Origin of the sequence: Luminiphilus sp. nBUS_07, from assembly GCF_051201685.1 — a bacterium.
GTDB lineage: Bacteria > Pseudomonadota > Gammaproteobacteria > Pseudomonadales > Halieaceae > Luminiphilus.
Map to the genome: position 1 here is coordinate 441,511 of NZ_CP179213.1, position 16,610 is coordinate 458,120.

Below are 16,610 nucleotides of genomic sequence, written 5' to 3' on the forward strand. Positions count from 1 at the left end.
GTCATTTCGGAGCTATGAAGTGAGAGAACCATCAGTATTAAAAGCTTGGGTATCGGCACAAATAGCGACACTACCGAAATCTGATGGGCTGAAATCTAGCCAACCACTCAATCTCAAGCCGCAGGAGCAGGAGTTTAGCTTCGATTTAATCGCCGGTGACGCCAGCCCCAGAAAGTATTATCGGGTGCTAGTGCGGCACACTGGCGCAGTGCCTGCTCGAAGCCTCATTGCAGTCGATGCCCCCAGCTCAGAGAAGACCCCTGAATTTCTACATATTCGCCAGCTATTTGAAACGGGGTCTATTCGCGTACCCGCCCTAATCGCCGCCGATGCCGGGGCGGGCTTTCTGCTGCTGGAGGATTTAGGCGATGACGTATTGCTGCCCGTTCTTAGTGAACATTCTGCAGGTGCTTGGTATGCCAAGGCCCTCAACGCGCTAAATCAGTTAGCGGCAATACCAAATGCTACTGCAGCGTTGCCGCTTTACGATGCCACAAAGCTACAGACCGAATTGGATTTATTTCGAGACTGGTTTGTGCCAAAGCTGCTGGGCATCAGCTGGACGACTGCGCTTGAACAGAGTTTTTCCGACCTTTCTCGGTGCCTTGTAGACAACGCGATTCAGCAACCCCAAGTGGTGGTGCATCGCGATTTTCACAGCCGAAACCTTATGGTGGTGCAAAACGAGGAGTTGGCCGTAATCGATTTTCAAGATGCTGTGATTGGTCCCATCACCTATGACCCCGTCTCTTTGCTAAAAGATTGCTACGTACACTGGCCCAGACAGCAGCAGCTGTGCTGGTTGCTCGATCACAAGCGGCTTTTAACAGAGCAGCACCGTCTTGAACCCATAAACGATGACACCTTTGTGGCCTGGTTCGACCTCATGGGTTTGCAGCGCCACATTAAAGTGCTGGGTATCTTCGCTCGGCTTAATTTGCGCGATCGCAAGCCCGCCTATCTCAATGACTTGCCGCTGGTGCTCGCCTATGCCGAGGAGGTGCTAGCTATTTATGCGCCTTCAATCGACGCGGTCGCTGCCTTCCGCACGCTGTTCAATGAGCAGGTGCTTCCCGTTTGCCAACGTCAAAGTTGGTACCGCCAAGTGAAGCTTACGTGAAAGCCATGATCTTAGCGGCGGGGTTAGGGAGACGCATGCTGCCCCTTACCCAAAATACGCCCAAGCCCCTCTTAGAAGTGGCTGGCAAGCCTTTGCTGGAACACCACATTCTTAATTTGAGGTCGGCAGGCATCACAGAACTTGTGATCAACGCGGCCTACCTGGCCGATCAAATTATTGCCTTTTGTGGCGATGGCAGCCGTTGGGGTGTGCAGATTCAGGTCTCGGTGGAGGCAGAACCCTTGGAGACCGCAGGCGGCATCATTAAAGCGCTGCCTTTGCTGGGAGGCAGTTCCTTTCTTGTCGTCAATAGCGATATTTGGTGCCCATTTCCCTTCGATCGGTTAATCGAATGTTCGCCTTTGGCAGAGGGCGCGCATTTAATATTGGTGCCCAACCCACCTCATCATGCCGATGGCGATTTTAGTCTGGAACAGGGGTGTGTTCGGGTCAAAAGCCAAATTGCCTTTACCTACAGTGGCATTGGTATTTACCACCCACAGTTCTTCCAGAGCTTCTTGTCAGCTAAACGGCCGGTCAAGCAACCCTTAAAGCCACTTTTAGATGCGGCAATCACTGCAGGTAAGGTTACTGGTGAGCTGCATGCTGGGACTTGGATCGATGTGGGTACACCCCAGCGGCTGCAAGCCCTTAATGAGGCCCGAAAGACAGCCGCGCCATTGAGTAACCGTTAAATGCCAAGTTTGGCGCTTCTGCCTCAATGGCCAATAGACTCTTCGTTGCTACTATTTAACTAACGCAACCAAACGCAAATTCCTGCAAATAACGGATATTTTTATGCCACTGCGTCTTCTTTCTGAGATTTCTGTCGCAAATTGCGACTTATAAGTAGGCCGTTTTTGCGATAAATTGATATGTAAGCGTTGTGAATGATGGCGTCATCAGCCTAAAGACTGGCGGATATTGCACAGTTATTATCCATAGGTCGCCACAAAATAGAGACATGAAGTCGCTAAATAAAAGAGAAGGGTCTGCTATGAGAGACTTACACCTCGAGCCAAGGATGGCTTTGAAACGACAAGTTAATCTCGCTAAACGGCGGAATGGCGCTGCGCGCTACGGTCTTGCGCTACTGGCTGCCTGCGTATTTGCTGGCGGCGCTGGAGTTCAGGCCGGCCCACACGACGCATTTGGTGGGTTGCTGGGCGCGGTTAGCCAAGCACGGTCGGGGGCTGAAGATGCTACGGCATCGCAAGGCGAAGACTCTTCTGAGAACTGCGCTACTGCGAGCAGTTGTTACCTAAGCGAAGTTGAGCCCGTGGTTCAGCAAAGCTGCGCGGTGTGCCATAAGAAGGGGCTAACGGCCGACCAGCAAGGTGCGCGTCTCCTTTTTACTGACGACCCCGCCACAAATCACGCCGCCCTTGAAGCCTTTGTGACCTCCGATGGTGTTGGTGCAGATTGGTTGTTGGGCAAGCTTGTCGGCGACTTTGGGCATGGCGGTGGCCCAGTTTTGGCACAGGGCAGCAATAGTTATTGGGCGTTTGCTAATTATCTCACTTTACTGGTGGGTGCAAATACCGATGATGGGAGTCTTGAGGCGAGTGCAATTTGGGCTGGCACTGGTATGGAAAGTCGCGAGACAACATTGCGCCGAGCCGCCATTCTTTTGGCCGGGACAGTACCCCCAAAAGGAGCTTTGAAGCGGGTCAAAGACTCTGATAAAGCTCTAAAGTGGGACCTGAAGAGGCTTATGCGGGGCGAGGGCTTCCACGATTTCCTCACTACCGGAGCCAACGATAGGTTGTTAACGGAAGGGCTGAATAATGGCATCGACTTCCAGTTTGATAACCGGGGTCGTTTCCCCGATTTCATGCAGTTTGAGCGCAGCCTCCCCGAAGATCGTCCCGAAGAGTTCAATACTGAAGAATATCGGGACCGGCCTTTTCTGAACCAAGGAAGTGCAAACCGAGAGTTTAGACGGGCATTGATCCGTGAGCCCCTCGAGCTGATCGCTTACATCGTTGAAAATGACAGATCCTACAAAGAGGTCGTGACCGCAGACTACACCATGGTCAACCAATTCTCGGCCATGGCTTATCGCGCCGATGTGACTTTTGATGAGCCGATGTATGACGATGATGGCTTCTACGATCGATCGCGCTTAAATACCTTTAAGCCCGCAAAAAATAGCGGGCACATTCCCTCTATCAATGACAACGTTGTCGACCAAGACGCGGGGATCTATTCGATCGCTGAGTACCACGATTGGCCCCATGCTGGGGTGTTGAGCACACCGGCCTGGCTTTCTCGGTACCCCTCTACCGACACGAATCGTAATCGCGCCCGAGCTCGGTGGACTTATTACCAGTTTCTGGGTGTGGATATTGAAAAGTTGGCGCCTAGAACCACCGACCCGGTGGCACTGGCCGACACTAACAACCCAACCATGAAAAACCCAGCCTGCACGGTTTGTCATGAACGCATGGATCCCGTGGCGGGTGCTTATCAAAGTTTTGGTGATGGTGGCAACTATCTCGAAGCGTGGGAGGGGTTAGACTCTTTGTCAAACACGTACAAACACCCCGAAAGAGCTAATGGAGAACTTCACACTCTCGTGCATGGCATCTCTCAAGACTCGAGGGACTATGTGTTCCATCAGCTTTCCCAGACCTTTTCAACGCCTGGTGCTGGAGGTAACTTTGCCATTAGCGTGGTAGAAAATTGCCTGCAAGATGAGGAAAACAGCACTCAGGATCACTGGGTAGGTTGGTGTAATGAATTAGTCATTCAGGACGTCGCGGTCTTCGCCGATGGTTCAAAGGTTTTAGAGATAAAAGCCTCAGGCTTTGAGTCCGATCCGGGCTTTTCAGTGGAAACCCATATTGACAATGAGACGGGCGAGGCTCGACCGCGAGGATATCTTCAGCAAAGCTCTCAGGGCACGGTCTACGTAATTAACCCCGGCAGCTGGATATCCTTCAACTTAGATCTTCCAAAAGACGAGTACGAAGCTGTTGTGAACTTGGGCACGCGAATGGACGAAGGCCATCCAGAATCTACCATGACTGCTGGGCTGCTTTGGTCTGAGGGGTTCTTTTCAACTGATAACCAATATCAATATGGCGACACCTGGTATCGCGATATGCGTAGCCCGGGCTTTAACGGCAAGGCGCATAGCAGCAGTAAGGACAGTATTCAGTGGTTGGGGCAGCAGATCGCCAACGACCCTCGGTTTGCAAAAGCCACGGTCAAGTTCTGGTGGCCCTCGGTATTTGGCAGTGAGGTGCTTGTGGCTCCTGCGGATCGAAGTCTGCCAGATTACGAGGCGCAGTTGCTGGCATTCAACGCTCAGGAAGCTCTGGTCGAGGAATTGGCGACAGCCTTTGCCGCTGGCGGCTTTAAGGTAAAGAGTCTTCTGGCCGATATGATTCTCTCCCCTTGGTTCCGCACCAATGCGATTTTGGGCAGCCTGTCAGAAACTCAGGAAGCCGCTTTAGAAACGGTGGGTCGTGGCCGACAGCTCACTCCCGAAGAAATCGATCGCAAGAATCGTGCGATTTTTGGCCGAACTTGGGGCGAGAGGCGGGAATACAATGCACACGACTACAAGCCGCAAACTAACTTCAGAGGTGGGCGAAGCTATGCTGCCTTTTACGGAGGCATTGATGGAGCATCGATAACGAAAAGGAATCGGGAATACACCCCATTAATGTCAAATGTGACCGAAAGGATGGCCGTAGAACTGTCTTGTCAGATTGTGCTGGAAGACTTTAACAAGCCTCGCGAGCAGCGGACTGTATTTACTGAGGTCGAGAGAACAACTAGACCTTCAGATGTGGGGGGTGAGAACTACGTATTGCAGCGAAGCAGTGGCCCCAAAAATCACTGGCAGCACTATGAGCGCAGTTTAGATTTCACTACGGACGATGGTGGCGTGATGATAAAGCTTGAAGACATCACACCTGATCGTTGTGTGGAGGATGAGGAAAATAGCGTCGAAGGAGAGTGGCGGGGTTGGTGCTCACGCATGGGGATAGAAGGCATTGAAATTTACAGCAGTAACAGGCTGGTTTGGTCGTTGTCTGCTAGTGACTTTGAAAGCAGTGAGGCCTTTGTGCCTCAAACTCATACGAACAATGAGACTGGTGAGGTGTATCGAGACGGCTGGTTCGAGCAGGATCAGTTTGGAGTAACCTCTTATTGGAACAGCGGCAGCTTCTTTTACTTTAAGCCTCAGCTAGGGCCGGGTAGCTACACTGTTGTCGTCAAATTGATCTCTCAATTAGATCAAGGCCATCCCAATGACTCCATTACCGTTGCGATTGATGTGCTTTCTGAGAAGTTTGACCCCTCGACGGCAGGCGCTAAGGCGGTAGCAAAGCAGTTGGACGCGCTCTATCTGCGAGCGACGGGTAATGTGCTCGATGTGGAAGTTACGAATAATTGGCTGGAGGCCTTCGAGCGTTATGCCACTGCAGCATCCATGGATGGCTGGTGGTACGGCGGACATTGCGACAGTTGGTCGCTTTGGGACAATTCAGAACCTCGAACTGTTCAACAAAATAACCGGTTGTGGGGAGACCCTGCGGGAGGGATGCGAGCATGGACCATGATGCTACATGCCTTAATGACCAGCTACCCCTATCTGCACGACTGAAGGAGTGACGGGAGATGTCTAAACGTAGAACTGCAGCGACCAGCCGCAGAAGCTTTGTTAAGTCCCTGGCTTTAGGTGCCGGCGCTCTGGCCGGTACTCCAGGCTTCAGGGTTATGGCGTCGGGTTTAGCGCCGTACTCGGGGAGGTTATTGGTGACGCTGGAACTCAACGGCGGCGCTGATGTGACGCAGTTATGTGACCCCAAGGTCAACACACCCGGAGAGCTGAAAATAAATCATTGGGCGGATATGGCTGACCCCGGAGAAGCTGGGAATATCACGTTTGCTCCCGTGGCTGATAATTTCAATTTCTTCAACCGTTTTGGTGCTGACATGGTCGTGGTAAACGGGGTAGATGCCCAAACCAACTCCCATGAAACCGGCCGGCTTTTCAATTGGACGGGCAGCAATGCTGAAGGGCGACCATCACTGTCAGCGTTACACGCCGCCGCGAATTCACCTGACCAGCCTTTGGCCTACTCAGTTTATGGTGGGAATACTACTCGTACAGCAGGCCTTGTTTCCTATAATCGCTTTGATGATATCGGGAGGTTGCGTGAGCTGTCTCAGCCTACCCGTAGTTCATGGAATCCTGATGAGTTCATGCGTCCGGAACTCGAAATTTTGGAGGCCCAACGGTTGACCAATGAATCTGTGTCAGCGCTTTTTACCGCTGCTGACCTCACCCCCCGTCAGCGCAAAAGCCTCATCAATTTTCGGTCTGCGCGAGAGGGCCGAGAAGGTTTGGAAAAGCTGGCCGAGCTTTTGCCACAAGAAGACGAGCTGCAGCAATGGGAAGAATTTCAGGCCGGCGACAATATGTTTGGTTCAAATTTAAAGCAGCAAATGCAAGGGGCCCTAACAGTCATGCAGTCTGGTCTGGGCTCCAGTGCTGATTTAAGTCTGGGGGCCTTTGATTCTCATGAAAACCATGACGTAATTCATGATGCGCTCTACACCCACCTCGCCGATTCCATTACTTTTTTTTGGGACTACGCAGAGGCATTGGGTTTAGCAGATCGTATTTTACTAGTCGTGGGGTCAGATTTTGGCCGCACCAATATGTACAATGACGGCGATGGTAAAGACCACTGGCCCATTGGCTCCTATATGCTCATGGAGCAGGGGGCTCGATGGGGTAATCGCGTTGTGGGGGCCTCAGATGAACTGCACTTTGCTCGCAGGATTAACCCCAACTCTCTCGAAGTCTCTGACAACGGCATTATTATCACGCCAGCCCATATTCACCGGGCCGTGCAGCAGTACTTGGGGCTCGATGACTTCGCCGCGCAAAACGGTGTGGGCATTCAAAACGTCGAAGATATTCCACTGTTTTCCTCAAGTTTGCAGACCAGGGTATGACACGGCGGTATTAGTGCAGTGGCGTTGGTGAGCACCACCGGCTTCGGTGGTGCGAGCTTGGCCAAACTTGTAATCCCCTCGCCCAAGAGGGTCGGATAAGCTAAAGATCCTCACTAGTGGAGCGGCTTTAATCTTGGCTCTTGCGTCCCCGCTGCCCAGCAGACGTACCTAATATATTTACATCGCGATGCTTCTAATACATTTTATTATTTGAAATCTGTGCCAATTTTCATATCTTTTAACGACATGCGCAAAAAAAGTGGTAAAAACAGCGCAAAACAAACGAAAACGAAAGCGGATAGGACGCCTTCGCCCAATAACCCATCGTTAAATAGGGCATTAGCCAATTAAGAGCGTTCAAATGATACAGAGCTTAGTTGTTTATGAATTGCTTAACTAATAAGAAACACCGCCTCGCCCACAAGCCTGCTGATGACGGTGGCTTTTTCATCAAGCTTGCGATCGCGCTGAGACCTCTCACTATCACACTGGTAATGGCGCCTCTGGCTGCTGTGCACGCTAACCCTCACGCCGCCTTCAATGGTTTGCTGGATACGGTTAGCGATGTACGAGCGGGCTCCGAGATAGAATCAGGTGATGGCGCTTCAGAGGAAGCCTGCGATACTACTGCTAAAGCCTGCTACATCAGTGACGTTGAGCCCGTGGTTCAACAAAGCTGTGTGGTTTGTCATAAAGAGGGATTAACCGCAGACCAGCAAGGAGCCCGGCTACTGTTTACTGACGACGCCTCGTCAAACCACTCGGCCATGGAAGCGTTTGTGACCACCGATGGTGTCGGAGCTGATTGGTTGCTCGATAAAATTGTGGGCGATCGCGGTCATGGTGGTGGACCAGTGTTGACTCGCGGCGGTGCCGATTATTTGGCATTCGCGGACTACCTGACGCTGCTTGTGGGTGCCAACACTGATGACGGTAGTGTCGATGCCAGTGCAATTTGGTCGGGCACTACCATGGAGAGTCGAGAAACTACACTGCGCCGAGCGGCGATTCTTCTGGCTGGGAAAGTACCCACGAAAGCGGCGCTAAAGCGTGCTACCGCCTCTGATGCAGCTCTTAAGTGGGATATAAAGCGGCTTATGAGCGGCGACGGTTTTCACGATTTTTTGGTGACAGCTGCTAACGACCGTTTGCTTACTGACGGTCTCAACAACGGTATCGACTGGCAGTTTGATTTTCGTAGCCGTTTTCCGGTCTTTTATGCTTTTGAACTCAGTCTCCCCGAGAGAATGCCCGAGGAGTTTGATACCGAGGAATACTGGGATAGACCCTTTCTCTCTCGAAACGACGCCAACAACGAAATTCGTATCGCTACGATTAGGGAGCCAGTAGAGCTGATTGCACATATTGTTGAAAACGATCGCTCCTATAAAGAAGTGGTAACCGCCGACTACACGATGGTGAATCAGTTTACTGCAATGGCTTATCAGGCCGATGTCAGCTTTGATGAGCCCATCACCGATGACAATGGCTTTTACAATCGAAAGCACCTCAATGTATTTAAGCCGGCGAAGAATGCGGGTCACATTCCATTCACAAACGATACTTTTTTTGATCAGGAAACGGGTGACTACGCCGTTAGCGAGTACCACGAGTGGCCACACTCCGGCGTTTTGAGTATGCCTGCTTGGTTGGGGCGATATCCCTCTACCGATACCAATCGCAATCGGGCTCGCGCTCGTTGGACCTACTATCACTTCCTCGGTGTCGACATTGAAAAGTCTGCCCCTAGGTCGACAGACCCGGTTGCCCTAGCCGATACCAATAACCCCACCATGAATAATCCTGCCTGTACCGTCTGCCATGAACGCATGGATCCGGTGGCAGGCGCTTACCAGAACTTTGGTGATCAAGGCCACTATTTGGATACGCATGGCGGGTTGGACTCACTACCTTACACCTATAAAAACCCTCAAAGGCCCGACGGCGAACTTTACCAGCTGGTGCATGGCAACTCTGAAGACTCGGGAGCCCATGTGCTTCACGAGCTTACCCAGACGTTTTCAACCGGTGGTGATGGAAGCAATTTTGCTGTTAGTGAGGCAACGCCACAGAGTTGCATTGAAGATGAAGAAAACAGTACCCAAGATCAATGGGCAGGCTGGTGTAGTCGGCTAAGCATTCTGGATGTAGCGGTCTATGCAGACGGCGCAAAGGTTGTAGAGATAAAAGCATCAGAGTTTGAGACTTACCCGGGCTTTTCAGTAGATACCTACATAGACAATGATTCGGGAGAGGTCTGGCCTAGAGGGTATCTCACCCAAATCTCTCAGGGCACCGCTTACGTCCTGCACGGGGGCAGCTGGATATCTTTTGACTTAGACCTTCCCGAGGGCGAGTACGAAATTGTTGTGAACCTAACCACTCAAATGGACGACGGTCACCCGGAGTCTACTCTCACTGCCGGGTTGCTTTGGTCGGAAGGGTTTTATTCAGGTGATAACCAATACCAATATGGCGATACGTGGTACCGGGACATGCGATCTCCCGGTTTTAATGGAAAGGGGCATACTAGCGATGAGGACAGTATTCAGTGGTTGGGGCAGCAGATCGCCAACGACCCTAGGTTTGCTAAAGCGACGGTTAAATTTTGGTGGCCGGCCGTATTCGGAGCAGAGGCACTTGTAGCGCCTACTGACCGCAGCTTGCCAGATTACGAAGGCCAGTTGTTAGCATTTAATGCTCAGGAGGCGCTTGTTGAAGAGCTAGCTGCAGCTTTTACTGCAGGCGGCTACAAACTAAAGAATCTTCTGGCCGATATGGTGGTATCACCGTGGTTCCGTACAACCGAGGTCAATCAAGAGCTGTCTGAGACGCAACAAAAGGCCCTGCTAACAGTCGGTCGAGGGCGTTTGCTCACGCCAGAAGAGCTTGATCGCAAGAACAGGGCGGTCTTTGGCCGCACCTGGGGCGAGCATTGGCAGGAAAGTGAGTATAGCTACGAGAAACAGACCAACTTCACGTCTGCGTGGAGTGGATACGCATCGTTTTATGGCGGAATCGACAGTGCGGCGGTCACCAAGCGTAATCGTGAAAAGACGCCACTCATGTCAAACGTAAGCGAGAAAATGGCGGTCGAGTTGGCCTGCCAAGTTGTTTTGGAGGATTTTGCCCGGCCGCAGGCCGAAAGAAGGGTCTTCACGGAAGTTGAGAAGACGATAAGCCCTATGAGCCTAGGGGCCGAGACTTATTCACTGGAGCATGGCAATCCCTCGGGCACGGGAATCTCATATCAGGTTTATGAACGTATTCTTGACTTTGATGCGGGCGATGGTGGCGTATCTATCACGTTACAAGACCAAACCAACCCTAGTTGTATACAAGATGAGGAAAATAGCACCGAAGATGAGTGGCGGGGATGGTGTAGAAATGTCGGTGTGGCCAGCGTCGAGGTTTATAAGTCTGGTCGCCTAATAGAATCACTGAGTGCCGATGAGTTTGAGAGCAGTGACGCCTTCGTGCCACAAATGTGGACCGATAATGAGACCGGAGAAACGAGTCGATCGGGGTGGTTCGAGGCTATTGATGGCGGCAAGACCAGCTTTTACCCCTGGAGTGGATGGGGCTTTACCCTGAATTTTGACTTGAGCAAGGGCGATTACGAGCTAAAGGTTGAGCTGGTATCTAGGGTTGATGATGGATATCCCGATTCAGACGCGCTGACAGCTGAGGCTTCTATCGTGTCTCGCAGCTTTGACGCATCGAGTGCTAGTGCGCGTGCGGTAGGTGATCAGCTTGATGCTCTGTATCTGCGGGCCACTGGCAGTGTGCTCAGTGATGAGGTTAAAAACCGCCTGCTCCAAGCTTTTGTAGGTTATGCAAGCACTACAGTTGCTGAAAATGGCAACCGGTTTGACGGTCATTGCGGTGATTGGCAAATTTGGGATTACTCACTGATAACCAATGAAGATAGACAGCGTATTAGAAGCGATTCCGTGGGCAGTTTGCGGGCATGGACCTTAATGGTGCACGCCTTAATGACTAGTTATTCTTACCTACACGATTGAGCGAGTGATGAGACATGCCTAGTCGTAAAATGATATCAACCAACCGAAGACGCTTCATAAAGTCCATGGCGTTGGGTGCTGGGGCGTTAGCGAGTACCACCGGCTTTCGCGTTATGGCTTCGGGCATGGCGCCATACTCGGGTAAGTTACTGGTGACTCTGCAGCTTAGCGGCGGTGCCGATGTTACCCAGTTGTGTGACCCTAAAGTTAACACTCCAGGCGAATTAAAAATTAATAACTGGGCTGACGCTGCAGATCCCGGCGAGGCTGGTAATATTCGGTTTGCTCCGGTGGGTGATAATTTCAATTTCTTCAATCGGTTCGGTTCGGATATGGTGGTGGTCAATGGCGTTGATGCCCAGACAAATTCACACGAAACCGGTCGTCTGTTCAATTGGACCGGCAGCAACGCAGAGGGGCGGCCCTCGCTGACAGCGTTACACGCAGCAGCCAATGCGCCAGAGCAACCTCTGGCCTATTCGGTATTTGGTGGTGGCACCTCGCGAACGTCGGGCATTATTTCTTACAACCGCTTTCGAGACGTTTCACGTTTGCGTGAGCTCGCCAAGCCTACAGAAATGTCATGGGACCCCACTAACCAACTCCGTCCTGATTTGGAGATTAGTGAGGCACAGCGTTTAACGCGGGAGTCGGTAACAGAACTATTCTCCTCGACAAGCCTCACACCGCGTCAGCGGCTGAGTGTCACTCGCTATAAGCAGGCTCTGGATGGGAAGGAAGGCCTGTTGCGCCTTGCTGAAGGGCTGCCCGCACCCGATGATTACGCGGGGGCTGAGACATTCCAAGTGGGTGATAATAATTTTTGGTCTAATTTGAAACAGCAAATGCAAGGCGCGCTTCTGGTGTTTCAGTCAGGCTTGGGTTCAAGTGCTGATCTCTCCTTGGATGGCTTTGATTCCCATGAGAACCATGATGATATTCATGATGCCCTCTATACTCATTTGGCGGACGCCATTTATTATTTCTGGGACTACGCCGAGCAACTTGGGCTTGCTGATCGTATTCTCCTGGTAGTGGGTTCTGACTTCGGCCGTACCAATATGTACAACGACGGCAATGGCAAGGATCATTGGAACATTGGTTCTTACATGCTGATGGAGCAGGGCGCGCGCTGGGGTAATCGCGTGGTGGGAGCTAGTGACGAGCTTCACTTTGCTCGCGGTATCAACCCAAGCTCCTTGAAGCTGTCTGATACCGGAACTGTCTTGACTCCAGCTCACGTTCACCGAGCCGTACAAAAATATCTAGGTATTGACGACTTCGCCGCCGCGAATGGTATTGCCTTGCCGGATGTCGAAGATATTGCCTTGTTTTCCTCGAGCAAGCAGACGCGGGTATAAATCAAGGCCCGCCATTGCCAGCACCGTAGACATCTGGCAGAGGTGAAGCGTCTACGCAACAAGCATCGGGTTTCTGGAGAGACGACCTATCTGTCCCTTGCGGCTTGGAAACGCCTCCGGAGCATTATCATTATCGGCAGAATAACCACTGGCTAAGCTCGCGACCACGGCAACTCTGAAGGTAAACTGTACGCCTTTCCGCCTCGGACTTCGTAATGACCGATTTCAAAATTGCCCCCTCAATTCTTTCTGCCGATTTTGCCCGCCTTGGCGAAGAGGTAGACACGGTTTTGGCAGCTGGTGCTGACATTGTCCATTTCGACGTTATGGACAACCACTACGTACCCAACCTGACGATTGGCCCCATGGTGTGTCAGGCCCTACGTAACCACGGCGTAGAAGCACCCATCGACGTTCACCTCATGGTGCAGCCCGTCGATAATCTTATTGGTATGTTTGCCGACGCGGGGGCCACTTACATTACCTTTCACCCCGACGCTTCCACCCATGTTGATCGCTCATTACAACTAATCCGCGGAGCAGGCTGTAAATCGGGCTTGGTTTTCAATCCCGCCGCCTCGCTGGAGGCACTCAAATACGTCATGGATAAAGTCGATATGATTTTATTAATGTCGGTAAATCCGGGTTTTGGGGGACAAAAATTTATACCCGCCACCCTCGACAAACTTCGGGAGGTGCGTGCGCTCATTGATGCCAGTGGGCTGGATATTCGCCTTGAGGTCGATGGCGGTGTAGGGCCGGGTAATATCGCCGAGATTGCCGCGGCAGGTGCCGATACGTTTGTTGCGGGGTCAGCAATCTTCAATCAGCCCGATTATCGCGCGGTGATTGATGAAATGAGGCGCAAGCTCGCCAGCGTTCACTCGTAATGTATCAGCATACTTTCGATGCCCTTATTGCTGAGGGTTACAACCGGATACCAGTCAGTCGCACTATCTTGGCCGATATGGAGACGCCACTGTCGGCTTACCACAAATTTGCCGCCGGGCCCTTTTCGTTTCTTTTTGAGTCAGTGCAAGGCGGTGAGAAATGGGGGCGTTATTCCATAATTGGTCTGCCAGCCCGGCGCCTTTTACGGGTTGAGGGTAATGCGGTTGCTGAAATACTAGATGGCGTTGTCATCAGCAGAGAGGAAACAGAGGACCCTTTGCGGTGGATAGAGTCCTATCACGATAATTTTAGTAGTGCTCCTGTTCCGGGATTGCCGGTTTTTCATGGCGGCTTAGTTGGCTACTTTGGCTACGATACCGTGCGCCTAACCGAAGCCAAGCTCAAGCATAGCTGCCCACCCGATACCCTGGGGGTTCCTGATATTTTACTTATGGTCGCAGAAGAGGTGTTGGTTTTTGACAACTTAGCAGGAACACTGACAATTGTGGTTAACGCTAATGCAGAAACTTCAGAGGCTTTTACTGAGGCCGTAATTCGACTAGAAGCGATTGCGAAGCAGTTGTCAAAACCTGGTCCCGATCTTGAGGCTATTGACCTTTCGGCGAGGAGCACGGAAGCCGTTGAGGCGCGCTCGCGCCACCAAACGGTGCGCGAGGAATTTGAAGCTTGGGTTGAAACCATCAAAGAAGCCGTCCTCAGTGGCGATGTAATGCAAGTGGTGCCGTCTCAGCGCATGTCAATTGCATACCGAGCAGCCCCCATTTCACTTTATCGAGCTCTGAGAAACCTTAATCCCTCTCCTTATATGTACTTTCTGGACTTGGGTGGGTTTCAGATTGTGGGATCGTCACCAGAGATTTTAGTGCGGTCGGAGGCAGGTGAAGTCACGGTGCGCCCTATCGCTGGAACCCGGAAGCGGGGGGTTGATGAAGCAGAAGATCAGGCGTTGGAGGAGGAGCTGCTTGCTGACCCTAAGGAAATTGCGGAACATTTAATGTTGATCGATTTGGGGCGTAACGATATTGGGCGCATTGCCGAATCCGGGTCGGTGATTCTTACTGAAAATATGTTGGTTGAGCGGTACTCTCACGTGATGCACATTGTTTCCAATGTGACGGGTCGGTTGCGAAGTGACTTGTCTACTATGGATGCTCTTCGAGCGACCTTGCCGGCGGGAACACTGAGCGGTGCTCCGAAGGTAAAAGCCATGGAAATCATAGACCAGCTAGAGCCCGTTAAGCGCGGTATCTATGGCGGTGCAGTGGGCTATTTATCTTGGGCTGGAGACATGGATACGGCAATTGCGATTCGCACGGCTGTGATCAAAGATGGTGAGGTCCATGTGCAGGCCGGTGCTGGCGTTGTAGCCGACTCAGCCCCTGCTCTTGAGTGGGAAGAAACTATGAATAAGGCTCGGGGTATGCTCAGGGCTATAGCGATGGTGAATGAAGCGTGAGCGAAAATCAGATAGTGCCTCGAACTCGAGAAGAATTAGATGAGCTTCTGGAGGTATTTTTTCAAGAGGGTAATATAGGCGCAGCTGCCCTACTGGCCTGGGAGCTTTTAGCCCGATTTCCATCGGAGTCTTTCGTGGCGCGTATTTATGTCAAGAAGATTTTGCGGGACCCTTATGTCGCAGGTCTCGAGCTTAATGTATTCCAGAGTAATGCAACGGACCTCAGAAAGGCCGGTCAGTTCCAAGAGCTAGCTGAGTTAGCAGCACTGGGGTTATTGAAGTTTCCTGCTCAAAGATACCTAACGCTATCCCTTGTCAGTGCTGCAGAAAAGCTGCTGCGGCACGAATGGATTGGTCATGCTATTGATTCGTTGGGTGAGCCCGAGGAGAGCGACGTCGTGCTTCTTAATGCCGTGGCAGCAGTTGCTCAAACTGAGGGAGACTACGAGCGAGCCAAGCGCGTTTTTGGAAAATTACTCAAGTTAGAACCTGACAACGAGCAACTACTGCAAAACTATAGCGCATCTCTAGTTGGGCTTGGCGACTTTGATGAGGCGACCAATCTTCTAGAGCGTGCCCTGGCAAAAAGTGAAAGCCCTAGAGAGTATCTTTACCGTTTGGCACCGCTATATCGTCGGAGCGGTTTAGACGTGTTGGCCAAGCTAGACCAGCTAGATTCTGCATATTTCTCCCGCTGTGAAAACGCGAATAAAGCAAAAACTCATACTGATGTGAGGCTCTTCTTACAAGACTTCGAGGGCGTGTGTAACGGCCTCGAAAAGCAAATAGAGTTCGCACCGTCACCAGAAACTGAGTTTGAACTGGCTGAATGTGAAATTGCGCTGAACAGGCTGAATGATGGCTTAAATCGGTACCAAGTACGGTTTGAGGCGTTTCCCTATCTAAGATGGTTTGATACCAACCTTCCCTTGTACAGAGGCCAGTACCTAGAAGATGAGCGGCTGTTTATTTGGAATGAACAGGGAATTGGTGATGAAATCATGTTCGCTATGTTCCTTGAAGAGCTCGAACGCAGGGCGACTAACGTTACCATTGCTACGGATGCTAGATTGATCGATATTTTCAAGCAGCGTTACCCGCACTGGACGTTTATAAACAGGCACGGAATGCCTGAAGAGCGCATCGATGCAGACTTTGCATGTCCTATGGGCGAACTTATGATCATGTTCATGCCAGATCTCCTCAAATCAAAGCAGCATCTGCGCCAACCTGCGTTTGAACCCTCTCAAAGCCGTTTTGCTGAGATTGCTCGCTTACTTGAGGGTAAAAAGAAGCCAAGAGTAGCGGTAACTTGGCGAGGTGGGTCCAAGGTTAATGGCAAGATTCGCTCCATGACGCTAGAGACGTTAATGAAAGGGTTACCTCAGGATGCCGACATAGATTTGATTTCTTTACAGTATGACGGCGAGCACGAGCAGGAGGTTCGTGACTATGGGGATACCCGCCTCGCACTGAGTGGATTAAATAATCGCACTGACCTTGAGGGTGTGTTTAGTTTACTGAGGTGTTGTGATGCGGTGCTCACTGTTGATAATGCTGTTGCTCACTTTGCTGCTGCCATGGGTACACCCACGGCGGTTTTGGTGCCCGCTGGGCAAGTTCAGTTTCGCTGGAAAAATGAGAGAATGAGAAAGCTGCTGTTTCCCAGTTCAGATTTATTTATTCAGAGTGTTCCAGGAGATTGGTCCGATCCTGTAGATAGGGCTTGGAGCCATGTGCTCGATATCTCTTAA

At 51.4% G+C, this 16,610-nt stretch carries 9 protein-coding genes; all 9 read left to right on the top strand.

Annotated features, from left to right (window positions below; genetic code table 11):
* Positions 1-19 precede the first annotated feature (19 nt).
* Positions 20-1,120, top strand: a complete 1,101-nt coding sequence (locus ACMAZB_RS01955; protein WP_435219125.1) for an aminoglycoside phosphotransferase family protein — start codon at positions 20-22, stop codon at positions 1,118-1,120.
* A gap of 5 nt (positions 1,121-1,125) precedes the next feature.
* Entirely contained in the window at positions 1,126-1,815 is a 690-nt protein-coding gene (murU, locus tag ACMAZB_RS01960) for an N-acetylmuramate alpha-1-phosphate uridylyltransferase MurU (RefSeq protein WP_435220112.1), read from the top strand.
* 335 nt (positions 1,816-2,150) lie between these two features.
* Positions 2,151-5,741, top strand: a complete 3,591-nt coding sequence (locus tag ACMAZB_RS01965) for a hypothetical protein (protein ID WP_435219127.1) — start codon at positions 2,151-2,153, stop codon at positions 5,739-5,741.
* A gap of 14 nt (positions 5,742-5,755) precedes the next feature.
* Entirely contained in the window at positions 5,756-7,102 is a 1,347-nt protein-coding gene (locus ACMAZB_RS01970) for a DUF1501 domain-containing protein (protein ID WP_435219129.1), read from the top strand.
* Between the two features lie 383 nt (positions 7,103-7,485).
* Complete coding sequence (locus ACMAZB_RS01975) at positions 7,486-11,127, top strand: hypothetical protein (protein WP_435219131.1); 3,642 nt, start codon at positions 7,486-7,488, stop codon at positions 11,125-11,127.
* 14 nt (positions 11,128-11,141) lie between these two features.
* The gene (locus ACMAZB_RS01980; protein ID WP_435219133.1) at positions 11,142-12,488 is read left to right on the top strand and encodes a DUF1501 domain-containing protein; all 1,347 of its coding nucleotides are present in this window, start codon (positions 11,142-11,144) and stop codon (positions 12,486-12,488) included.
* Between the two features lie 215 nt (positions 12,489-12,703).
* The gene (gene rpe, locus ACMAZB_RS01985) at positions 12,704-13,378 is read left to right on the top strand and encodes a ribulose-phosphate 3-epimerase (protein ID WP_435219135.1); all 675 of its coding nucleotides are present in this window, start codon (positions 12,704-12,706) and stop codon (positions 13,376-13,378) included.
* Entirely contained in the window at positions 13,378-14,856 is a 1,479-nt protein-coding gene (trpE, locus tag ACMAZB_RS01990; RefSeq protein ID WP_435219136.1) for an anthranilate synthase component I, read from the top strand. Before rpe ends, trpE begins: the two co-directional genes overlap by 1 nt.
* Entirely contained in the window at positions 14,853-16,610 is a 1,758-nt protein-coding gene (locus ACMAZB_RS01995) for a tetratricopeptide repeat protein (RefSeq protein WP_435219138.1), read from the top strand. The genes trpE and ACMAZB_RS01995 overlap by 4 nt, the downstream gene beginning before the upstream one ends.

Coding starts and splice junctions, on each gene's coding strand:
- murU (WP_435220112.1), top strand. CDS start 1,126: ATGATCTTAGCGGCGGGGTTAGGGAGACGCATGCTGCCCCTTACCCAA.
- ACMAZB_RS01970 (WP_435219129.1), top strand. CDS start 5,756: ATGTCTAAACGTAGAACTGCAGCGACCAGCCGCAGAAGCTTTGTTAAG.
- ACMAZB_RS01975 (WP_435219131.1), top strand. CDS start 7,486: ATGAATTGCTTAACTAATAAGAAACACCGCCTCGCCCACAAGCCTGCT.
- ACMAZB_RS01980 (WP_435219133.1), top strand. CDS start 11,142: ATGCCTAGTCGTAAAATGATATCAACCAACCGAAGACGCTTCATAAAG.
- rpe (WP_435219135.1), top strand. CDS start 12,704: ATGACCGATTTCAAAATTGCCCCCTCAATTCTTTCTGCCGATTTTGCC.
- trpE (WP_435219136.1), top strand. CDS start 13,378: ATGTATCAGCATACTTTCGATGCCCTTATTGCTGAGGGTTACAACCGG.